We start from the raw sequence: 22,406 nt of genomic DNA on the forward strand, positions 1-22,406 counted from the left end.
GCATCACTTCGTTTCGTTCCCGCGCGCTCCCTGACGGAGCGTTTCCATGTACTGACCGTACGGGCGCGCGGGCCTGCGCCGCATGGGGCCGATGCCTCATCTTCGCGGGCTACTTGCGTCGCGACCTCGGGCGTTATCCTGGTGCGATGGAGGAAGCCGGACGCCAGCGGGTCCGGCTGGCCGAGCTTGTCGCGTCACTGTCCCTCGGCATTGACCTCGGCTTCGGCCAGCCGATGGAGCACGTGCTGCGCCAGTGCCTGATCGCCCTGCGTCTCGCCGATCGCGGAGCGCTCGGCGAGGAGGACCGGGCGGCCGTCTACTACACCGCGCTGCTCGTTAACGTCGGCTGTCACGCCGACGCCCATGAGCAGGCGAAATGGTTCGGCGATGACATCACGCTCAAGTCGGGCAAGTACGACCACGAGATGCGCAGCATGCGCGGGGCGCTCTCGACCCTGCGGCTGATCGGCTCGGGCAACTCGCCGCTGTACCGGTTCCGGGTGGGGCTTGAGTTCGCGGTCTCCGGGCACCGCGAACTCGACGGGATGATCGCGCAGCATGCCCGGCTGGCCAAGACCCTGGCCGAGCAGCTCGGCCTGCCGCCGGGCGTCCGCGACGCGGTCGGCTCGGCGTACGAGCAGTGGGACGGGCGGGGCTGGCCGGGCGAACTGCGGGCCGAGGCGGTCCCGGTCGCGGCCCGGATCGCTCAGCTCTCCGAGTTCATGGAGGTGGCGCACCGGGTGCGCGGGGTTGACGCCGCGCGGAGCCTGGCCCAGGCGAGGTCCGGCAGGCAGTTCGATCCGGAACTGGCGGACTTGCTTTGCAAGTCGGCGAACGAGATCTTCGACGCCCTCGACACGGTCTCCACCTGGCAGGCGGTGATCGCCGCCGAGCCGGCGCTGACCGTGGGACTCAGCCCGGCGGAGCTCGACGCCGCGCTGACCGCGATCGCGAACTTCGTCGACCTGAAGTCGCCATTCATGCTCGGTCACTCCCTCGCGGTGGCGGAGCTTGCCGAGGACGCCGGGCGCAGGCTCGGCCTGCCCGCCGAGAAGACAGCCCTGCTGTACCGGGCAGGCCTCGTCCATGGCTATGGCCGGCTCGGCGTGTCGAACTCGATCCTGGACAAGCCGGGGCCGCTGAGCGCCGGCGAGTGGGAGCGGGTCAGGATGGCGCCCTACCTGACCGAGCGGATGCTGCGGCAGTCGGCCGCGCTCGCGCCGCTCGGCGAGATCGCGGTGCAGCTGCGGGAGCGGCTTGACGGCAGCGGCTACCCGCGAGGACTCTCCGGCGGCGCGATCTCCCGGCTGGCCCGGGTGCTCGGCGCGGCGGAGGCGTATCAAGCCATGCGCGAGCCACGGCCGTACCGTCCCGCGCGGACGGCCGCGGCCGCGGCCGCGGAGCTGCAGGCTGAGGTCCGCGCCGGCCGCCTCGATGGTGATGCGGTTGGCGCCGTCCTCGAGGCGGCCGGCCACCGGGTGGCGCGCCGCCGGACCGCGGTGGCGGGCCTCACCGCCCGCGAGATCGAGGTGCTCGTCCTGCTGGCCCGCGGCGCCGCCAACAAGCAGATCGCCACCGAGCTGGTGATCACGCCCAAGACGGCCCGCAACCACGTGGAGCACATCTACGCCAAGATCGGCGCCTCGAGCCGGGCGTCCGCCGCGATGTTCGCGATGCAGCACGGCCTGCTCCCCGAGGACGAGATCGCCCTCCCGGTCCAGTAACCGTCAGTGCCAGGCGGGGCCGTCGGTGAGCGGGTGGGCGCGCAGGTAGTCCTCGTCCACCTCCACGCCGAGGCCGGGGCCGTCGAGGGGTGTCACCGTGCCGGATGCGGACAGCCTGTACGACGCCGAGCAGGCGACGGTGCGCAGCGGGTTGTCCGTCGAGCCGTCGGCCTCGAAGTACCAGCCGTTCTCGATGGCCGCCAGGAAGTGCACGCTCGCGGCGAAGTTCAGCCCGGTGTGGCAGCCGTGCGTGCAGACGGGAAGGCCAGCTCCTGACGCGAGCGCGGCGATGCGCAGCGCCTCGGTGATCCCGCCGCACCGGGACAGGTCGGGCTGCACGATGGACACCGCGCCCGCGTCGAGCAGCCGGTGGAACTCGTACCTGGTGTAGCAGTTCTCGCCGGCCGCCAGCGGCAGCACGTCGGCCGTGATGGACCCGGCGGAGCGCCATGACCGGTCCTGGTAGGGCGGGAACGGCTCCTCGAGCCAGCCCGCCCCGGTCTCGGCGAGCACCGGCAGCATGGCGCGGACGTCGGAGACCGAGTAGCGGCAGTTCGCATCGGCCAGCAGCCCGACGTCGGAGCCGAGCGCGGCACGCAGCGCACGGGCCCGTTCGGCATCCGATTCGAGCGTGTCGCCGAGCCGCAGCTTGACGGCGCGGTAACCGGCGGCGACCTGGCTGAGCGCCTCGTCGGCGACCGCGGCAGGCGCGGCGTAGCCGAGCGCGAAGCCGCCGGCGTAGGCGGGCACCTCCCTGGCGGACCCGCCGAGCAGCCGGTAAAGGGGGACGCCGAGCGCCTTGCCCGCCAGGTCCCACAGGGCCATGTCGATGCCGCTCATCGCGCACACGCAGGCGGCGCAGGTGCCGTGGTTGGCGAGCACCCGGCGCTCGAAGACGTCCCAGACAGCCGTGGTCGCGGCGGCGTCCATGCCGGTGAGCAGGTCGCGCAGGGTCGTGTTGACGGTCGCGGCGACGGCGAGCGGAGCCCGGCCGTTGTACGACTCGCCGTATCCGGTCAGTCCGCCGACGGTGGTGACTTTGACGATCACCGTGTCTCGCTTGGTGACCGAGCCGAGGCCCTGGGTGACGGCCTGGCGCAGCGGGAAGGAGACGGGCAGCGCCTCGATTGACGCGATGGTCAGGTCTTTCATCAGTCCGCAAAGAAGGCGAACACGCGCACCTCGATGGACGCGCGGGGCGGCGCGGACGGCGGGCAGGAGTCACTGACGAACGCGCTGTGCGGCACCTGCTCGGCGTGACCAGGCGCGGAGTCGAACGACCTGAAGACGTACGCCTCGTCGCGCGTCATGTCGGGGCAGTACCACCAGCGGTGCGCCTGGTTGTGGTAGTACGCGATGTTTTCCCAGGTGAGGAGGTCGCCCATGGCCGTTTTCATGGTGATCTCGCAGTACTGCTTGTCCGGCGGCGCGACGCTGCGGACGTCGCAGAGCGCGAGCGGCACGTCCTGCGGCGGCCCGGAGAACGTACGCCACACGTTGAGCACGCAGAACCGGGACAGCATCCGGGCAGCCGCCTCGGCCTGCGGGAGGTTGCGCTCCAGCATGGCGACCGCGGCGGCGGCGCTGAAGTCGGCGTGCGCGAAGTCGCCGGTGAACGTGGTCCCCGCGGGCCGCGGGCCCGCCCGGCCGCTGACCCGGATCACCGGGCTGTTGAGCAGCGCGGTCGCGGCGCAGCCGGTGAGCGCGCGGACCAGGTCGCGTGCCTCGGCGACGTACCGGCCGGCCACCTCGCCTGGGTCGTAGAAGTCGCCGACCGCGGTGGGCGCGGTCACCAGCGTGAAGCCCTCCCGGTCGAGGGTGAACCCGCCGCCCGCGGCGCGCATGTTCCCGACGGTGACCGGCCGGCTCGTCAGCGGCAGCGCGGTGAAGTCGGGGCGGGCGTCCGGCGCGGGGCGCCGCGGCGGGTCGTAGTAGGCGATCGTTGCCTGCACGGCGGTTGCCTCCCCTCAGCCGGCACCCGGTCCTGTGCCAGTGCCCGCGTCGACGCCTGCGTCCAGGCCCGCGTCGAAGCCCGCCTCGGCGGCCTGCTCGCGGAACGCCGCGGCGATCGCCGCGTGCCGCTCGGCGACCATCGGGTACCAGTCGGGGTGGGTGAGCGCGTACAGGTCGCCGCGCTTGATCGCGCGGACCACCACGGAGCCGGCCTCGTCGGGGTAGATCCACCGGTACCTGGGGTTGTCCTCGAGTTCGATGTCCACGTCCTTGAACCCGGCGTCCGGCAGGTCGGCGGGCCGGTTGCGGGACGACGTGCCGATGCTGGTGCGCACGGTGCCCGGGCAGAGCACGGACGCGCCGACCCGTGAGCCGTCCGCGGCGAGTTCGGCCGCGAGCACCTCGGTCAGCCCGACGACCCCGTACTTCGCGGCGGCATACGCCCCGAGGCGGGGCCCCGCGACCAGGCCGGCCATCGAGGCGGTGTTCACGATGTGGCCGCCCTCGCGGTTGGCCTTGAGTATGGGCAGGAACGCGTGTACGCCGTGGATGACACCCCACAGGTTGACGCCGAGCATCCAGCGCCAGTCGTCGAGCGTCAGGTCGGCGACCGGGGCGAGCGGCCCGATGCCCGCGTTGTTGCAGACGACGTGCACGGTGCCGAACGCCTCGACGGCGGCGCGGGCCAGGTCGGCGACGCTCTGCGCGTCGCTCACATCGGTCAGCACGCCAAGCGCACCGATCTCCGCGGCTGTCGCCTCCATGGCGTCCCGCTGGATGTCGGCGATGATCACCCGGGCGCCCTCGGCGGCGAGCCGGGTGGCGATGCCCTTGCCGATCCCCGAGGCGCCGCCGGTCACCACGGCGACCTTCCCGTCCAGGTCGGGCAGCCCGCTCACCGCGCCGCCCGCTGGCACGTAGCCGCCTGCTCGCTCGTGGCAGCCCGCCGGTAGGTAAGCGTGCCCGTGCTCATGCGCATTTCCGCCATGGCAGCTCCTTCGCGGCCGGCCGGTTCGTCTCTCACCCCGAGACTTGCCGATCACCCCGCGGCACGCAATGCCCCCGTGAACGCAGAAAGTGGACGCTTGGGCACACCATAATGTGCCCAAGCGTCCACTGTGCGCTCAGAACAGAGCTACGTCACGCGCCGGCGCCCGCCGACACGCCCGCGGACAGCGGGTGGCCGATGGATTCGCCGGAGGCGGGGTCGAAGAAGTGCAGCCGGGACGTGTCGATGGCGAGCTCGAGCGGGGCGCCGGGGCGGACCGCGGAGCGGGAGGAGACCCGGGCGGTCCACAGCGACTTGCCGCCGACGAGGGCGGCGACGGTCTCGTCTTCCTCGTCGTGCCCGCCGGCCGCCGAGGTGATCGAGTGGTGCTCGACCGGGGGCGCGTCGATGGTGAAGATGGCGTGGATCTCGGTGCCGAGCCCCTCGGTGACGCCGGCGGTGACGCCGATGCGGGGCCAGCCGGCCTCGGCGAACGCGCCGTCCTCGAAGTCCGACGGGCGGATGCCGAGGATGACCTTCTTGCCGAAGAACTCATCCAGGCCGGGCTTGCCGGCCACCACCGCGGCCGGGACGGGGAGCTTGAACCCGGCGAACGCGACGGCGGGGCCGTCGTCGCGGACCAGGTCGGCGGTGACGAAGTTCATCGCCGGGGAGCCGATGAACCCGGCGACGAACAGGTTGACCGGGGCGTCGAACAGCTCCTGCGGGGTGTCGGCCTGCTGCAGCTTGCCGTCGCGCAGGACGCAGACCCGGTCGCCGAGGGTCATCGCCTCGACCTGGTCGTGCGTCACGTACACCGTCGTCGTGCCGAGCCGCTCGTGCAGCTGGTTGAGGGCGGCGCGCATCGAGACGCGGAGCTTGGCGTCCAGGTTGGACAGCGGCTCGTCCATCAGGAACGCGGCGGGCTCGCGGACGATCGCGCGGCCCATGGCGACGCGCTGCCGCTGGCCGCCGGACAGGGCGGCGGGCTTGCGGCCCAGGTACGGCTCCAGGCCGAGCATCGCGGCGGCCTCCCCGACGCGGCGCTTGATCTCGGTCTTGGGGGTGTGGCGCAGCTTCAGCCCGAACGCGAGGTTGTCCGCGACGGTCATGTGCGGGTACAGGGCGTAGTTCTGGAACACCATCGCGATGTCCCGGTCCTTCGGCGGCAGGTCGTTCACCACCCGCTCCCCGATCGAGATCGTCCCCCCGGTGATTTCCTCAAGCCCCGCGATAGACCGCAGCGCGGTCGACTTCCCGCACCCGGAAGGACCGACGAGCACCATGAACTCGCCCTCCCTCACCTCCAGGTTCAAGTCGTCGAGTGCCTTGACGCCGCCGCCGTAGATCTTCTCTACGTGGTCGAGCGCGATTCGTGCCATTCGGAAACCTCCATGTCCGATCCCTGTCCGTGGGTTGAGCGCCATCCTAATCGGTAAGTTTCTTTACAGATACCGGTGTGTCGAGCACCCTATCAATACCCACGGTACGTAGCGGGCCAGTCAGTATGAACGATCCCGTAAGCGGCGAATCGTTAGAAGCGCCGCCAAGGGTCACCGCGATAGTGCCGGGCTCGACGATCCGAGTCAAGCCCTCCCCGGTAAATGAGGTCCGGTCTGCATGCAGCCGGAACGTGATCCTGGCCTTCTCGCCGGGCGAGAGTTCGGCCCGCGCGAACCCGGCAAGCCAGCGCACCGGCCGCACCACGGAGGCGACAGGGTCACTCAGGTAGAGCTGCACCACCTCGGTTCCGGTGCGGGAACCGCTGTTCCGCACGGTGCACGAGATGTCCAGGGCGCCGTCGGTGGAGACGTGGTCCGCCGACAGTTCAAAGTCGCCGTACTCGAAGGTGGTGTACGAGAGGCCGTGCCCGAACGCGTAAAGGGGGGTGGGGTCAACCGAGCTGCCGGTGTGCCACGCGGCGTTCCGTGACCGCAGGTAGGTGCCCGGCTGCGATCCGGGATCACGGGGAATCTCCACGGGCAGCCGCCCGCTCGGCGTCACCCGCCCGGTAAGCACGCCTGCGATCGCCGGCCCGCCCTCCTCGCCGGGGAAGAACGCCTGCACGATCCCGGCGAGCCGCTCGGCCACGCCGCCGAGCGCGTACGGCCGGCCGGTGACGAGCACCGCGACGACCGGCAGGCCGGTGTCGGCGAGCGCGTGCAGCAGCTCCTCCTGGGCGCCCGGCAGCTTCAGGTCGGTGGTGTCGCACCCCTCGCCGCTGGTCCCGTGTCCGAACAGGCCGGCTTCGTCCCCGACCACAGCCACGATCAGATCAGCGGAACGGGTTGAGCTGACTGCCGCGGCGAAACCCGACTCATCGTGCGTGCGGACGTCGCAGCCGCGCTCGTGCCCCGTTATCTCGACACCCTCCGCGCGCAGCCCGCCGAGCAGGGTCTGCACCGCGACGCCCGCCTCGCCGCCCAACCCGTCGGCCCGCAGGTGCCCGAGGTGCCGTGGCATGGAATAGCAGCCGAAGAACGCGAGCGGGTTGTCAGCGAGCGGCCCGACGACCGCGACCCGCGCAGTGGCGGCGAGCGGCAGCGTGCCCGGGTCGTTCTTGACCAGGATCACGGACTCCTCGGCGAGCCGCCGCGCGATGTCCCGCTGCTCGGGCGGGTCGAAGTCAGGCGTCGCCGGTGTCTCTCCCTGCTCCTGTCCTGGGATGGGGGTCCAGCCGGGGTCGAGCAGGCCGAGGTCGAGCTTCTGCCGCAGCACCCGGGCCGCCGCGCGGTCGATGATCTGCTGCGGCACCTGGCCGGCCAGCGCCAGGTCGAGCAGCGGCTCGCCGAAGCAGCGGGTGCCAGGCAGTTCCACGTCGAGGCCGGCGCGCAGGGCGAGCACTGCGGCGTGGCCCGGGTCGGCGGCGACCGCGTGCTGGATCTCGAGAAAGGAGACCGCGTAGTAATCGGAGACGACGAGCCCGGTGAAGCCGAGCTTGTCCCGCAGCAGTGTGGTGAGCAGCCGGCGGTCGGCGCTGACCGGGACGCCGTCGATCTCGATGTAGGTCGGCATCACCGAGCGGGCGCCGCCCTGCCTGATGGCCATCTCGAAGGGGACGAGCATGACATCGGCGAGCTCGCGCGGTCCCATGGAGACCGGCGCCATGTTCCGCCCGGCCCGCGACGCCGTGTAGGCGGCGAAGTGCTTGAGCGTGGCCTGCACGCCGGACCGCTGCAGCCCGCGCACGTACTCCGTGCCGATGGCGCCGACCAGGTACGGGTCCTCGCCGATCGTCTCCTCGGTGCGGCCCCAGCGGTAGTCGCGGGTGACGTCGAGCACCGGGGCGAGGCCCTGGTGCACGCCCACCGCGTGCATCGTCGCGCCGAACGCGGCGGCCATCTCCCCGACGAGCGCCGGATCGAACGTGGCGCCCCAGGCAAGCGGGGTCGGGTAGATGGTCGCGCCCCAGGCGGCGAAGCCAGTCAGGCACTCCTCGTGCGCCACCGCGGGGATGCCGAGCCGGTTGGTGGCGACCACCCGGGCCTGCAGCGTCGCCATGGCGCTCATCCCGGCGGACGCCGGCACAGGCCGGGTACCGAAGACACGGGTCAGCTGGCCGAGCCCGTTCTTGACCAGGTCTTCGAACGGCGGCTGCTCGTGGTTGAAAAACTGGTCCTGCATCGGCGCGACCCCGTCGCCGTCACCGGAGGCGCCAACCCAGATGCTGCCGAGCTGGGCGATCTTCTCCTCGAGGGTCATCCGGCGGAGCAGGTCCTCGACTCGCTCATCGGCCGGCCGGTCCGGATCGCGCCAGGCTTCGCCCTGTCCGGTGCCTTCCGGCAGCACAGGGCTTTCCTCTTGCGCGGGGACCGGCTGGCCGGCGAGGTCGTTGGGCGTGCTCATGGCACTTCCTTCCGAGGTGGGGAGGTCGAGTCACGGATATGAAGTTCGGTGGACAGCTCGACCCGGTTGGTGCGCAGCGGCCCGCCGTCGATCAGGTCGCCGAGCATTTGCGCCGCGGTGCGGCCCATCTCCGTGAGCGGCTGGCGGACGGTGGTCAGCGGCGGTGAGGCCCAGCGGCTGACGGGCAGCTCGTCGAAGCCGATGATCGACAGGTCGTCGGGAATGCGCAGGCCGTGCCGCCGTGCGGCCTGGTAGACGCCGAACGCCTGCTGGTCGCTGCCCGCGAAGATCGCCGTCGGCCGGTCCGGCAGGTCGAGCAGCTCCATGGCGTGCGCGAAGCCGCCCTCGTGCTGGAAGTCGCCGTACCTGACGAGCAGCGAGTCCACCGCGATGCCGGCGCGTTCCAGTGCCGAGCGGTAGCCGTCAAGCCTGGCGAGGCTGCACAGCATGTCCATCGGCCCGGTGATGGCCGCGATCCGCCGGTGGCCGAGCGACAGCAGGTGCTCGGTGGCGGCCAGGCCGCCCGCCCAGTTCGTCGCGCCGACCGAGGGGATGTCGGGCGGCGGGGTGTTCGCCGGGTCGATGACGACGAGGGGGATGCCCGCACCCTTGAGCTGGCCCAGCTGCGAGCCGGTGAGCGTGCTCGTGACCAGGATGACTCCGTCGGAGTGGTGGCTGGCGATCGCCGACGTCCAGCTCGCCGGGCGGGCGTCGCCGTGCCGCACCGAGGACACCGCGATCGCGGTGGAATGCTCGGCGCCCCACTCCTCGACGCCGCGCAGGATCTCGACCGCCCACGGGCTGTCCAGGCCGTTGAACACCAGGTCGATCAGCCCGGAGCGGCGCTGGGCGCGCTGCCCGGTTCGCGGGTACTTGTGCTGGTCGAGCAACTGCTCCACCCGGGCACGGGTAGATGGAGCAACATCGGGCCGTCCATTCACAACCTTCGATACGGTGGGCAGCGACACGCCTGCCTCAACGGCGATCGCGGCGAGCGTGGTCTTCCGCACAACTACACCTTTCGATTCAAGCTCGAAATTTTCGAAACGTTTGAACGATCGCAGAACCGCGCTGTTCTTGGTGCATCGTACGGCAATCGATGCGACATGAAAACGTTCGTAACGGTACGGAAATGAGGGGTTGACCGCCATGGTCCTCGAAATTACGATGGCGGCACGTCGAAAGTGTTCGAAAACTTTCGAAAGTGGCTTTGCCCCATCCCAGGAGACGACCATGCGTAGCAGCCGGGCAGTTGCCGCCGCTCCCGCGGAGCGTCTTCGGACTAGTCGTGGTACCCAAGTTTTCGCTCAAGGAGTTTCTACGATGATGAAGAAAACCCCCGCTGCGGCAGTCGCCGCACTCGGTCTCGGCGTCGTCCTGGCCGCCGCTGCCTGCTCCAGCGGCGGCAGCGGCAGCACCGGCGGCGGCACCAGTAGCAGCACCGGCGGCGCCAGCAGCAGCACCACCGGCAGCGGCAACTCCAACCCAGTCAGCCTGACCTTCTGGAACAACGCCACCCCCGGTCCCGGCCTCACGTACTACCAGAACGCCGTCAGGCAGTTCGAGGCCGCTCACCCGAACGTGACGATCAAGATGCAGAACATCCAGAACGAGGACTACGACGGCAAGCTGCAGACCGCGCTGAACTCGAACACCGCGCCGGACATCTTCTTCCAGCGCGGCGGCGGCAAGATGCAGGCCATGGTCAACGCGAACCAGCTCCAGACGCTGAACCTCAGCGCCACGGACAAGACCAACCTCGGGGGCGCGGGGAACGTCGACAGCATCAACAGCACGGTCTACGGCATCCCGCTCGACGCGAACCCCGAGGGCGTCTACTACAGCCAGGACCTCTTCACCAAGGCGAAGATCACCTCGACGCCGACCACCATCCCCGAGCTCGAGGCCGACATCGCCAAGCTGAAGGCCGCCGGCATCACGCCGGTCGTGGTCGGCGGCAAGGACGGGTGGCCGGCTGCCCACTGGTACTACAACTTCGCCCTGCGCGAGTGCAGCCAGGCCACGATGAACACGGCAGGCCAAAGCCTCAAGTTCACCGACTCCTGCTGGACCAAGGCAGGCAACGACCTGCAGTCGTTCCTGAAGGTCAACCCGTTCCAGCCGGGTTTCCTTACGACCGCGGCGCAGGTGGGCGCGGGCTCCTCGGCCGGCCTGCTCGCCAACCACAAGGCAGCCATGGAGCTGATGGGCGCCTGGGAACCTGGCACGGTCGCCAGCCTCACCCCCAACCAGAAGCCGCTGCCTGACCTCAGGTGGTTCCCCTTCCCGTCGGTGCCAGGCGGCGCGGGCGACCCGAGCGCGATGATGGGCGGCTTCGACGGCTTCTCGCTGTCCAAGAACGCTCCGGCCGAGGCCTGGCAGTTCCTTGAGTTCCTGCTGACCACGCCGCAGCAGGAGGCCTACGCCAAGGCATTCGTCACCATCCCCGTCAACCCGGCCGCGCAGGGGGTCGTGACCGACCCGTCCGCCGTCGAGGTGAAGAACTCGCTTAACAAGGCCGGCTACACGATGCAGTTCCTCGACACGCAGTACGGCCAGAACGTCGGCAACGCGCTCAACGCCGCCGTGGTGAACCTGCTCGCGGGCAAGGGCACCCCCGCTGACATCGTCAGCTCCACAAGCGAAGCAGCGGCGAAGGGCTGACAAGCAACAATGAGTGACACCCTGCGCACTACGGCCGTTGGCCGTATCCGCCGGGGCGCACTAAACGTCGGGGACGCGGCGCACGCCGCGTCCCCGACGCCGCGTTCGCGCAAGCGCGGCAAAGGGCGCCAGCGGCTGGAAATCGCGCTTCTCACCAGCCCCGCGATCATCGTGTTCGTGGGCCTTGTCATCTTCCCCGTCGGGCTCGCTGCCTACTACGGCTTCTACCGGTGGCAGGGCTACGGCGCGCCCACCGACTGGGTCGGCTTCCATAACTACCAGGTGATCCTCACCGACCCCGCCTTCCAGCGAGTGCTCGAGCACAACGGCCTCATCGTCATCCTGTCCCTTGTCATCCAGGGGCCGGTAGCGATCCTGCTCGCGCTGCTGCTGAACCAGAAGATCCGCGGTAGGTCGCTCATCCGCGTACTGATCTTCGTCCCCTACGTGGTCTCCGAGGTCATCGTCGGCACCGGCTTCAGCCTGATGCTCCAGCCCACCGGCGCGGTCAACGACGTGCTGCGCAGCATCGGCCTCGGCTCTCTCGCCACCGACTGGCTCGCCAACCCCAGCATCGCGCTGTGGAGTCTGATGGGCATCCTGACGTGGAAGTACATCGGCTTCGCCGTCATCTTGATGCTCGCAGGCCTGCAGTCGATCCCCGATGAGCTGTCCGAGGCCGCGCGCATCGACGGCGCCTCCTACTGGCAGGTCCAGCGCCACATCATGGTGCCGCTGCTCGGCCCGACCATCCGCATCTGGGCGTTCCTGTCGATGATCGGCGCACTGCAGTTGTTCGACCTGGTGTACATCATCTGGGGTCAGTACATCTCCGACACGGCAGGCACCTCCACCATGGCGACGTACATGGCGCTGAACGGCCGCCTCGCCGGAAACTTCGGTTACGGCAACGCGGTCGCCGTGGTCATGTTCATCATCTCGCTCATCCTCGCGCTGTTCTACCAGCGCTTCATCCTGCGCCGCGACCTGCGCGGCGCCATCACCCAGGGAGCTAGCTAATGAGCGTGGCGGTCCCCGGCGCACCGTTCCTCCGGGTCCGGCCCGCCAAGCGCGGCGACAAGCCGCAGAAGTGGGGAAACCCGGGCGTCTACTTCGTCGCCCTGCTGCTCATCGGGGTCAGCATCGGGCCCGTCGTGTACATCGTGCTCGGCGGCTTCCGCACCAACTCGCAGATCACGGTAAGCCCGGCCGGCCTGCCGCACCCCTGGGTCTTCAGCAACTACAGCGGCATCCTCAAGTCGGGGATCTTCTGGGGCGAATTCAAGAACTCGACCATCGTGGCGGTCGTGACCACGGCAGGCGTCGTCGTGCTCGGCGTCATGGCGAGCTTCGCGCTCGCCCGCTACGAGTTCAAGCTCAAGGGCGCGCTGTACGCGCTGTTCGCCTCGGGCCTGATGTTCCCGCTGGTGGTCGCGATCACCCCGCTGTTCATCATCGTCAAGGACCTTGGTCTCGTCGACCACCTGATGGGCATCGCCATCCCGCAGATCGCCTTCGGGCTGCCGACGACGGTCATCATCCTGACGCCGTTCCTGCGGGCGATCCCCAAGGAGATCGAGGAGGCCGCGGCCATCGACGGCTCGAGCCGCATCGGGTTCTTCTTCCGCATGGCCATCCCGCTCGCGCTGCCCGGCGTGGTCACCGTCGCCATCCTCGCCTTCATCGCGAGCTGGAACAACTACATCCTGCCGCTGTACGTGCTGAATTCGCAGTCGAACTACACGCTGCCGCTCGGCGTGCAGCAGTTCTCCTCGCAGTACTCGTCGGACACGGCGCGGGTCCTCGCGTTCACCTCGCTGTCGATGATGCCCGCGCTGATCTTCTTCGGCTTCTTCCAGCGCCGCATCGTCGGCGGCCTGACTGGCGCGGTGAAGGGCTAGACGCACGCGCACGGCGGGCGGCGGCGCGACAGCGCCCCGTCCGCCTGCTTTTGCCGGAAAGGACCGCCGCATTGCCCCGCGCTCACATCGAGCTCGACAAGAGCGCCGTCATCGCGCCCGTCCAGCGCCGCACCTTCGGCGCGTTTGTCGAGCACCTTGGCCGGTGCGTCTACACCGGGCTCTACGAGCCCGGGCACCCGTCCGCGAACTCCGGCGGCTTCCGCATGGACGTCGTCGAGCTCGTCCGGGAGCTCGGCGCCGCGACCATCCGCTACCCGGGAGGCAACTTCGTCTCCGGCTTCCGGTGGGAGGACTCGGTCGGCCCGCGGGAGGCGCGCCCGGTGCGCCGCGACCTCGCGTGGCACTCGCTCGAGTCGAACCAGGTCGGCCTCGACGAGTTCGCCAGGTGGCTGAGACTGACCGGTTCCGAGCTGATGCTCGCGGTGAACCTCGGCACCCGCGGCATCCTGCCCGCCCTCGACCTGCTCGAGTACGCCAACCACCCCTCAGGGACCGCGCTGTCGGACCTGCGCATTGCGAACGGCACGCCGCAGCCGCACAACGTGCGCATGTGGTGCCTGGGCAATGAGATGGACGGCCCGTGGCAGGAAGGCTTCATGACCGCCGACGACTACGGAAAGCTCGCCGCCCGCACCGCCGCCGCAATGAAGATGGCCGACAAGGACCTCGAGCTAGTGGTCTGCGGCTCCTCCGGCTCGGGCATGCCGACCTTCGGCGACTGGGAGCGCACCGTGCTTGAGCACAGCTACGAGCACGTCGACTACGTGTCGTGCCACGCGTACTACCAGGAGTTCGACGGCGATCTCGGCTCCTTCCTCGCCTCGGCGCTCGACATGGACTACTTCATCGACACCGTCGTCGTGACGGCCGACCACGTCGGCCACAAAAAGCGATCGAAGAAGAAGATGCAGCTTTCGTTCGATGAATGGAATGTCTGGTATCTCAAAGAGCACCAGGAGCGGCAGGAGACCGCCGAGGCCAGCGCAGAATGGTGCTACGCGCCGCGCCTGCTCGAGGACGTCTATTCGGTCGCGGATGCCGTGGTCGTCGGCAACCTGCTGATGACACTGCTCAAGCACAGCGACCGGGTCACCTCGGCGTCGCTCGCCCAGCTGGTCAACGTGATCGCGCCGATCATGACCGAGCCAGGCGGGCCGGCCTGGCGGCAGACGACCTTCTTCCCGTTCTCGATCACCAGCAGGCTCGCGTCCGGCGAGGTAATCCGCCCGGTGATCGAGGCGCCGGCTTACCACACGGCGCGCCACGGCGAGGCACCCGTCATCGACGCAGTCGCGACCGCCGACGACGGCCGTGCCGCGGTGTTCCTCGTCAACCGCGACCTCAGGGAGACCGCGCAGGTCACGATCGACGTGCGCAGCCTTGGCTCCACCCGGATCACCGAGGCGGTCACACTGGCCGACGCCGACGTCTACGCGAAGAACACGCTCGCCGAACCGGACCGCGTAACCCCGGCCACGAACGCGAGCGCGGCCCTCGCCAACGGCGTGCTCACCATCGAGCTGCCGCCTGTCTCGTGGACGGCGGCCGCGCTGAGCTGACAAGCCCACCGGGAACACTGTTACCGGGGCAAGGGCCTAGTCGGATGGACAAGCCATTCACTACGGTCAGAGGTATCGGAGGGAAAGGTAGATCATGACATCAGACGTGTATGTGCCGACTCGCGAAGACAAGTTCTCGTTCGGCATCTGGACCGTGGGATGGCAGGGGGTCGACGTGTTCGGCGGCGCGGTGCGCCCGCTGATGGCGGCCGACCGGGCGGTACGCAAGCTCGCCGAGCTCGGCGCCTACGGGGTGAACTTCCACGACAACGACGTGTTCGACTTCGACGCGACGAACGCGGAGCGGGACGAGCGGATCGCCGCGTTCCGCAAGGCGCTGGACGAGACGGGCCTCGTGGTGACCACGGCCACCACCAACCTGTTCGGCCACCCCATCTTCAAGGACGGGGCGTTCACCGCGAACGAGCGCGAGATCCGCCGCTTCGCGCTCGCCAAGGTGATGCGCAACCTGGACCTCGCCGCCGAGCTCGGCGCGAAGACCTACGTCTTCTGGGGCGGCCGCGAGGGCGCCGAGTCCGGTGCCGCCAAGGACATCAGGGCCGCGCTCGACCGGTACGCCGAGGGGCTGAACCTGCTGTCTGAGTACGTCATCGACCAGGGCTACGACATCCGCTTCGCGATCGAGCCGAAGCCGAACGAGCCGCGCGGCGACATCCTGCTGCCGACGCTCGGCCACGCGATCGCGTTCATCAACGAGCTGGCGCACCCGGAGATCGTCGGCGTCAACCCCGAGGTCGGCCACGAAGAGATGGCCGGGATCAACTACGCCCACGGCATCGCCCAGGCGATGTGGCACGGCAAGCTGTTCCACATCGACCTGAACGGCCAGAACGGACCCCGCTACGACCAGGACCTGCGCTTCGGCGCGGGCAACGCGCGCGGCGCGTTCTGGGTGGTGGACACGCTGCTGGCCGGCGGCTACTCGGGCCCGGTGCACTTCGACTACAAGCCGCCGCGCACCGAGGACGACGAGGGCGTGTGGGCCTCTGCCGCCGCCTGCATGCGCAACTACCTGATCCTGCGCGAGAAGGCCAAGGCGTTCCGCACCGACCCCGAGGTGCAGGCGGCCCTGGCGGCCTCAAGGACGGCCGAGCTGTCCGAGCCGACGCTGGTGCCGGGGGAGACGTGGCGCGACGTGCGCGACGCTTCTGTTGATGTGGCGGCTCTTGGTTCTCGCGGCATGGGCTACGAGCACCTGGACCAGCTCGCGCTCGAGCACCTGTACGGCGTGCGTTGACCGTTTCCTAGAACTGGGCATGGCTGGGCCTGGCGGGGAAGATTTCTCGCGGCGCTCCTTCGGAAGGCCGCGAGGAAATCTCCCCGCCAGCCCCGCTCCCGCGCTTATCAATAACCCATTGCCCAAGGTCATCTATGGTGCGGGCTGCCGCATGGCGATCACCAATCCCCGGGAGCGGACCGGGCGGGAAGCGGCGCGACTCCGCGGCCTAATGATCACCTAAGCCACCGACCTCAGCCCGCGACCACAGCGCCCTGGCAATTCCGATGGCAAGCCGGCTGCGCAGCAGCCGGCGCGGCAGTTGCTTTGTACCGCCCAGCCCACGGATACGTTGAGCGGGATGCTGGCCGCACTTCCACCAGGCACTGAGGCCCCGCCGTTCCCAATCGTCGCAGGCGCCTCGCCGGGGTAGGGATGATCACGGAACATTTGATCCTGGCGGAACTTTGCTTCGGCTACCGCACCCCACGCGAACAGCTCGCTAAGCTACTCGAAAACCAAAGCGTTGCGACGACCCCCTGAAACTGCCCCCCAAATCGGGGAGGAAAGTTCCGCTGTAATCCGAAGTTCCGTGATCAAGTCTGATTGCGTCGTCAGGGTGCGGTGGTTGGGGTGGCCGGGGCTGACGAGTCGGGACTGGTGGTGACCCGGGCGAAGACGGCGGCGCCGGCCACGGCTAGCAGGCCTGCGAAAGCGAACAGGCCGCGATAACCGCCGACGTAGGAGACGACGAGGCCGGCCACCGGGGCGCCGATGACCGCGGGGATGGCGGAAGCGATGTTGATGATGCCCAGGTCGCGGCCGGCGTTTGCCGGGTCGGGTAGCACCACGATGGACAGCGCCTGGCTGACGGACTGGAACGCGCCGTAGCCGGCGCCGAGGGCGAACGCGCAGACAATCACCAGGCCCCACGCGGTGCCGAAGGCGAGCACGAACCCGGTCAGTGCCATCAGCGCCGACGCGAGCACCGCGTACCTGCGGTAGCCGCCCGGCGAGCGGTCGGCGATCCGCCCGACGGTCACCGTGGCGACGATGACCGCCAGCGTCGCGATCAGCACCAGGATCAGCTGGCCCTGGCTCGGGTTGCCGTAATGGACCACGTCCTGCAGGTAGTAGTAGAGGTAGAGCAGCGCGATGGTCTCCGCGAGCATGACGAGGAACTTGCCAGCCCAGACCTTGCCGAACCCCTGCCCGGCCGACAGCAGCGCGGCCATTCCCGCTGAGAATCCGGCGCGCGGGCGGTCCGGGTCGGCGGGATAGCTGACCCTGGGCAGCGCGTACAGGACGTACACCAGCGGCGCGAGGCAGACGACATACATGACGGTGACCGCGGTCATCCCGCCGCGGGTGCCGGGGAACGCGAGCACGACCATCGCGAAGCCGGCGATGAGCCCGACCGCCTGCGCGACAGAGATCAGCCCCCAGACGAACCCCCAGGACCGCCGGTCGACATGGTCAACGACGATCGCGGACATCGGCGAGTAGGCGATGTTGATGGTGGCCTGGCACAGCGTCCACCACACGGCGATGGCGACGAGCGAATGCGACAGGCCGAGCAGCTCGAGCGACAGGCCGCCGGCGATCAGGCCGATGAGCACGGTGACCGACCGGTTGTCCACCGCGACCCAGCGGTCGGAGAAGTGGCCGGCCACCGGGTTGACGATCAGCGCGGCCAGCGCGCCGATCCCGGTCACCACCCCGAGCCCGAGCGCCTTGCCCGACGAACCGGTCGCCGCCTCGACCATCCGCGGCAGCACGTTCTGGATGGGCGCGATAAGCGCCACGTTGCTGCCGAAGTACGACAGCATCAGCGTCGCGACGAACGCGCGATTCAGCCGCGGCGCGGCCGGCGCGGCCGTCGGTGCGGCTTTCTCCAGTGCGGCCACCTGGTCCTCGATCGCGTGGCAAGAGTGCGGCAGCACGTTACCACCAGCGAGTAACCGGCGGGCAACGAGTGCTCGCCGCCGGCGCCGCCGCCCCGGCCCCGGTCAGCGTGCCCAGGTCAGCAAGCCCCGGTCAGCAAGCCCCGGTCAGCAAGCCCCGGCCAGCCACCCCGGTCAGGTCGGCACCTGCCAGGCGGCCGCGTCGTCGCGCAGCGCTCCGTAAACCTCGCGGACCTGCGGCGTCGCCGCCGCCTCGTAGGCCTCCGCCGGGGCGGCGGCCCAGTCCGGCGGCGAGCCGAGCCCGGACAGCGCCCAGGCCGCCTGCCGAGCCGCGCCGAGTGCCACGTACTCGGCCGCGGCCGGCACCGCCACCGGCAGCCCGAAGATGGCGGGCGCGATCCTGCGCACCGCCTCCGACTTCGCCGCCCCGCCGGTGAGCAGCACCCGGCGCGGGCTGATCCCGCACTGGCGCAGGTAGTCGATGGCGTCGGCGAGCGAGCAGAGCACCGCCTCGACCGCCGCGCGGGCCAGGTTCTCCGGCGTCGCGTTGGCCGTGGTGAGCCCGCGCAGCACCCCGTTGGCGGCCGGACGGTTCGGCGTCCGCTCGCCGTCCAGGTAGGGCAGGAGCACGATGCCGCCCGCGCCAGGCTCCGCCTTCAGCGCCAGATCGGAAAGCCCGGCCGGGTCAACCCCGAGCATCCGGGCGGTGACGTCGAGCACCCGGGCGGCGTTCAGCGTGGCGGCGAGCGGCAGGAACCGCCCGGTGGCGTCGGCGAATCCGGCGATAAGCCCGGTCGGGTCGGCGGACGGCCGCTCGGTGACCGCGTAGGCGGTGCCTGAGGTGCCGATGGAAACCGCGACGTCTCCCTCGAGCAGTCCCATGCCGAGCGCCGCGCCCATGTTGTCCCCGGTGCCCGCGGAAAGCGCGGCGCCCCAGGGGGTGTGCCCCACAACCTCCGCGGGCGCGGCGACCCGCGGCAGCTCGATGCGATGGCCGAGGGCCCGGGTCGCGTAGTCAGGCAGCCAGTCGCCGCTCGCGGGGGAGAAGTACCCGGTGCCCGACGCGTCACCGCGGTCGGTGGCCGGCTCGGCCGACGGGTCGCCGCCGGCGGACCGCGGCCCGCCGCCCGCGAGCCGCCAGGTGAGCCAGTCGTGCGGCAGCAGCACCCGGTGCACCCGCACGGCGTGCTCCGGCTCATTTTCCGCCAGCCAGCGCAGTTTCGTGACGGTGAACGACATCGTCGGCACGGACCCGGTCCGCGCCGCCCACTCCTGCGCGCCGCCGAATTCGGTGACCAGCGCGGCGGCCTGTGGCGCCGACTTCACGTCGTTCCACAGCATCGCGGGGCGCACCACCGCGCCCGCGTCGTCGAGCGTGACCATGCCATGCTGCTGCGCCGCGACCCCCACCGCGTCCGCCCGTTCGAGCAGGTCGCGGCCTGCCGCCGACAGCGCCTCCCACCAGCGATCCGGATGGCACTCGGTCCCGTCCGGGTGCGGCGCGCTCGCCTGGGCGACCACCGTCCCGTCCTCGGCGCGTACGAGAACTACCTTGACCGACTGCGTGGAGGAATCGATCCCTGCGACCAGCTTCATGACGGTGACGGTAACAAAGCGACCGGTCAGGCGTCATCACCACCCGTTCGGAAAAATGATCGAAAGATTTCGACCGAACGGGTTCGTGGCCGAGTCTGGCACTTTCCGGATATTGAGTGACCGGTGTGCGGCGGGGTGCGTGGTGCTGCTGGGGCACTATATCGACGATCATCGGACAAGTGCGCTGTAACCTGGCAGCTATGGATGCATGGCGTGGCGCTGAGGTCCCGGATCTGCCGGGCAGCGGGACAGAGGTTCGGCTGCACGACACCGCGTCAGGAAGGCTCGCCGTCGCCGCCGACGGGCACCGCGCCACGCTGTACGCCTGCGGTATCACCCCGTATGACGCGACTCACATGGGGCACGCGGCGACCTTCACCGCCTGGGACCTGCTGGTGCGGGCCTGGCTTGACGCCGGGCACGAGGTCGTCTACGTGCAGAACATCACCGACGTGGACGACCCGCTGCTGGAGCGGGCCGACAGAGACGACGAGGACTGGCGCGAGCTCGCGCTGCGCGAGACCGACCGGTTCCGCGGCGACATGGAGGCGCTGCGCAACCTGCCGCCCGCGCACTACATCGGGGCGGTGGAGGCGATCCCGGTCATCGACGCCTTCGCCGAGCGGCTCGCTGCCCGCGGCGCGCTTTACGACCTGGACGGCGACGTCTACTTCGCCAGGTCCGCCGACCCGGAGTTCGGCGCGCTGTCCGGGCCAGGTTCCGCGTCAGGGCTTTCCGTGGCCGCGATGACCGAGCTGTCCGCCGAGCGCGGCGGCGACCCGGCCCGTCCCGGCAAGAAGGACCCGCTCGACCCGCTGGTGTGGCGGTCGGAACGGCCGGGAGAGCCGGCCTGGAACTCGCGCTTCGGCCCCGGCAGGCCCGGCTGGCACGTGGAGTGCGCCGCGATCGCCGCCGAGTACCTCGGCTCCTCGTTCGACGTCCAGGCGGGCGGCAGCGACCTGGTCTTCCCGCACCACGAGATGTCTGCGTCGCACGCGCGGGTCGCCTGCGCGCCCGTCGACGGCGGTCCGGCCTTCGCCCGCGTCTACGCGCACTCTGGCATGGTCTCCTACCTGGGCGCCAAGATGTCCAAGTCGCTCGGCAACCTGGTCTTCGTCTCCAGGCTGCGTGCCGAGGGCACCGACCCGATGGCGATCAGGCTCGCGCTGCTCGCGCACCACTACCGCAGCGACTGGGAGTGGACGGACGAGGTGCTCGACGAGGCGCAGCGCCGGCTCGGCCGCTGGCGGGCGGCCGTCGCGCACACGGCACCGTCCGGGACCGGCGATTCCGGGACCGGCGGGCCGGGCGCCGTGCCCGCAGCGGACGCGGTGCTCGCCACGGTCCGCGAGCGGCTCGCCGACGACCTGGACGCCCCGGCGGCCGTCGCGGCGATCGACGCCTGGGCCGGCGCGGTCCTCGACGGGCCAGGCGTCCCGGCGCCGGACGCGGAACTGATCCGCGCCACGGCCGACGCCCTGCTCGGCGTCGCCCTGTAGCCGCGCCGCAGGGTACCCGCCAACCCCTCCGCCTTCAACCCTTTCCGCGCCACCAGCCAGCCCCTGTGGATATCACCCGACTTATCCACAGGCGTCTCCCTCCCCGTCCCCTCCCCCGCCACCCCCGGGAACCCTGGGTTCATGACACCCAACCTCCCCGTGGGCGCCACGGCCCCGCAGCAGGCCGGGGGCCAGGCCCCCGCCAGTCCCAGGCAGCAGGCAAGCTCTCGCCGGACGGCCGGTTACCGCCGCGCCGCCCGCGGCGCCGGCGCCGCGCCCGACACCAGCACCCCCGGGCTGCGGGTGCGCATCGGATCACCTGAGTCAGTCCTCGCGGTCATCCCCGGCCTGCTCGGGTTCGATCCCCGGCACAGCTTCGTCGTCATCGGTGCCGAGCTGGCACGCCGCGAAGTCCGCGTCACCCTCCGCTATGACCTGCCAGATCCCGGCGAGCCGCGGCTTGCCGCCGTCCTCGCCGAGCAGGCGGTCGCCCTGCTCTCCGCGCAGGGCGTCAGCACCGCGGTCGCGGTCGGCTACGGCGCCGACGGCACCGTCTCGCCTGTCGCCGCCGCGTTCCTCGATCGCGCGGCCGCGGCGGGGATCACCGTCGCTGAGCTGCTCCGGACGGAGGGCTCGCGCTACTGGTCCTACGTCTGCGCTGAGCCCGCGTGCTGCCCGCCGGAGGGGACGCCGTTCGACGGCGCGGGTCACCCAGCGGCGCGGGCGCTGCGCGCCACGGGCAGCCGGGTGCTCCCGAGCAGGGAGGACCTCGCGGCCACCGTCGCCGCGGCGGGCGGACAGCCAGGTAGGGCGATGCGCCGGGCGACAAGGCAGGCGCTTTCGAACATCTCCCGCTGCGCGGCCCGGATGAGCCACGCCGGGGAGCCGGTTTCCACGCGTCGCCTCACCAATGTCCTCGGCCAGCTCGCGGTCCGCGAGGCCATCCGCCGCTACCGGGAGGGAGAGCCGATCGACCCCGAGGACGCGGCCTGGCTCACGGTGGCGCTGCGCCAGGTGCGGGTCCGCGATGACGCCTGGGCACGCATGGACACCGAGCACAGGGACGCACACCAGCGGCTGTGGACCGACCTGACCCGGCTCGCCCGGCCCGGGTACGTGGCGGCGCCGGCCTCGCTGCTTGCCTTCGTCGCCTGGCAATCGGGCGACGGTGCGCTCGCCAACGTCGCGCTCGATCGTGCGCTCGCCGACAACCCGCGCTACAGCATGGCCCTGCTGCTGCGCGAGGCGCTCGACGCCGGCGCGCCGCCCGCGATGGCGCGGCTTCCGATGACGCCTGAGGAAGTCGCCGCCGCCTACGACGCTGCGGAAGCGGCCGAGGACGCGGAGTTGACCGTCGGCCGCGCGGTGGCCGCAGAACGGTCCGCGGCGCGCCGCCCGGGCGGCGCACCGCCCGTCCTCGCAGGTGAGGCAGGGCGAAAGTAACTGCGTGGCACCCGATACACTGCCTGAGCCGTTTGCCGGCCGGGCGGCGGAGCTTGCCCCGTTTGTGCTCC

At 70.4% G+C, this 22,406-nt stretch carries 16 protein-coding genes; 8 read left to right on the top strand and 8 right to left on the bottom strand.

What is annotated here, in order from left to right; translation table 11 throughout:
* Positions 1 to 146 precede the first annotated feature (146 nt).
* A complete protein-coding gene (locus tag EAS64_RS18880; RefSeq protein ID WP_145854382.1) occupies positions 147 to 1,724 on the top strand; it encodes an HD domain-containing phosphohydrolase in 1,578 nt (525 codons plus the stop codon).
* A gap of 3 nt (positions 1,725 to 1,727) precedes the next feature.
* On the opposite strand, the gene EAS64_RS18885 is transcribed toward EAS64_RS18880, so the two are convergent.
* From EAS64_RS18885 to EAS64_RS18910, 6 genes are all read right to left on the bottom strand, one after another.
* Entirely contained in the window at positions 1,728 to 2,876 is a 1,149-nt protein-coding gene (locus EAS64_RS18885; RefSeq protein ID WP_222849406.1) for a mandelate racemase/muconate lactonizing enzyme family protein, read from the bottom strand.
* Complete coding sequence (locus tag EAS64_RS18890) at positions 2,876 to 3,676, bottom strand: CmcJ/NvfI family oxidoreductase (protein WP_145854384.1); 801 nt, start codon at positions 3,674 to 3,676, stop codon at positions 2,876 to 2,878. The genes EAS64_RS18885 and EAS64_RS18890 overlap by 1 nt, the downstream gene beginning before the upstream one ends.
* Before the next feature lie 15 nt (positions 3,677 to 3,691).
* Entirely contained in the window at positions 3,692 to 4,594 is a 903-nt protein-coding gene (locus EAS64_RS18895; RefSeq protein ID WP_145854386.1) for an SDR family NAD(P)-dependent oxidoreductase, read from the bottom strand.
* Between the two features lie 223 nt (positions 4,595 to 4,817).
* Positions 4,818 to 6,047: an ABC transporter ATP-binding protein gene (locus EAS64_RS18900; protein ID WP_145854388.1), complete on the bottom strand. Its 1,230-nt coding sequence runs from the start codon at positions 6,045 to 6,047 to the stop codon at positions 4,818 to 4,820.
* A 46-nt stretch (positions 6,048 to 6,093) separates the two neighbouring features.
* Complete coding sequence (locus EAS64_RS18905; protein WP_145854390.1) at positions 6,094 to 8,511, bottom strand: glycoside hydrolase family 3 N-terminal domain-containing protein; 2,418 nt, start codon at positions 8,509 to 8,511, stop codon at positions 6,094 to 6,096.
* The gene (locus EAS64_RS18910) at positions 8,508 to 9,521 is read right to left on the bottom strand and encodes a LacI family DNA-binding transcriptional regulator (RefSeq protein WP_246115742.1); all 1,014 of its coding nucleotides are present in this window, start codon (positions 9,519 to 9,521) and stop codon (positions 8,508 to 8,510) included. The genes EAS64_RS18905 and EAS64_RS18910 overlap by 4 nt, the downstream gene beginning before the upstream one ends.
* A 313-nt stretch (positions 9,522 to 9,834) precedes the next feature.
* Here EAS64_RS18910 and EAS64_RS18915 point away from each other — a divergent pair, with 313 nt between their 5' ends.
* The 5 genes from EAS64_RS18915 (at position 9,835) to xylA (ending at position 15,914) form a co-directional block, all read left to right on the top strand.
* Positions 9,835 to 11,175, top strand: coding sequence for an extracellular solute-binding protein (locus tag EAS64_RS18915; protein ID WP_145854394.1), 1,341 nt, complete (start codon positions 9,835 to 9,837; stop codon positions 11,173 to 11,175).
* Between the two features lie 9 nt (positions 11,176 to 11,184).
* The gene (locus EAS64_RS18920) at positions 11,185 to 12,195 is read left to right on the top strand and encodes a carbohydrate ABC transporter permease (RefSeq protein ID WP_145854396.1); all 1,011 of its coding nucleotides are present in this window, start codon (positions 11,185 to 11,187) and stop codon (positions 12,193 to 12,195) included.
* Complete coding sequence (locus tag EAS64_RS18925) at positions 12,195 to 13,076, top strand: carbohydrate ABC transporter permease (RefSeq protein ID WP_145854398.1); 882 nt, start codon at positions 12,195 to 12,197, stop codon at positions 13,074 to 13,076. The genes EAS64_RS18920 and EAS64_RS18925 overlap by 1 nt, the downstream gene beginning before the upstream one ends.
* A gap of 71 nt (positions 13,077 to 13,147) precedes the next feature.
* Complete coding sequence (gene arfA, locus EAS64_RS18930; protein ID WP_145854400.1) at positions 13,148 to 14,656, top strand: arabinosylfuranosidase ArfA; 1,509 nt, start codon at positions 13,148 to 13,150, stop codon at positions 14,654 to 14,656.
* A 94-nt stretch (positions 14,657 to 14,750) separates the two neighbouring features.
* A complete protein-coding gene (xylA, locus tag EAS64_RS18935; RefSeq protein WP_145854402.1) occupies positions 14,751 to 15,914 on the top strand; it encodes a xylose isomerase in 1,164 nt (387 codons plus the stop codon).
* Between the two features lie 593 nt (positions 15,915 to 16,507).
* Here the strand turns inward: xylA and EAS64_RS18940 are convergent.
* Together EAS64_RS18940 and xylB are read right to left on the bottom strand one after the other, a co-directional pair.
* A complete protein-coding gene (locus EAS64_RS18940) occupies positions 16,508 to 17,836 on the bottom strand; it encodes an MFS transporter (protein WP_145854404.1) in 1,329 nt (442 codons plus the stop codon).
* A gap of 135 nt (positions 17,837 to 17,971) precedes the next feature.
* On the bottom strand, positions 17,972 to 19,393 hold the full coding sequence (gene xylB / locus EAS64_RS18945) for a xylulokinase (protein ID WP_145854406.1): 1,422 nt from the start codon (positions 19,391 to 19,393) through the stop codon (positions 17,972 to 17,974).
* A 200-nt stretch (positions 19,394 to 19,593) separates the two neighbouring features.
* Here xylB and mshC point away from each other — a divergent pair, with 200 nt between their 5' ends.
* Positions 19,594 to 20,892, top strand: a complete 1,299-nt coding sequence (gene mshC / locus EAS64_RS18950; protein WP_145854408.1) for a cysteine--1-D-myo-inosityl 2-amino-2-deoxy-alpha-D-glucopyranoside ligase — start codon at positions 19,594 to 19,596, stop codon at positions 20,890 to 20,892.
* A 141-nt stretch (positions 20,893 to 21,033) separates the two neighbouring features.
* Positions 21,034 to 22,335: a DUF4192 domain-containing protein gene (locus tag EAS64_RS18955; protein WP_145854410.1), complete on the top strand. Its 1,302-nt coding sequence runs from the start codon at positions 21,034 to 21,036 to the stop codon at positions 22,333 to 22,335.
* The last annotated feature ends 71 nt before the right edge of the window (positions 22,336 to 22,406 follow it).

The sequence above is a fragment of the Trebonia kvetii genome, from assembly GCF_007827045.1.
Classification (GTDB): domain Bacteria; phylum Actinomycetota; class Actinomycetes; order Streptosporangiales; family Streptosporangiaceae; genus Trebonia; species Trebonia kvetii.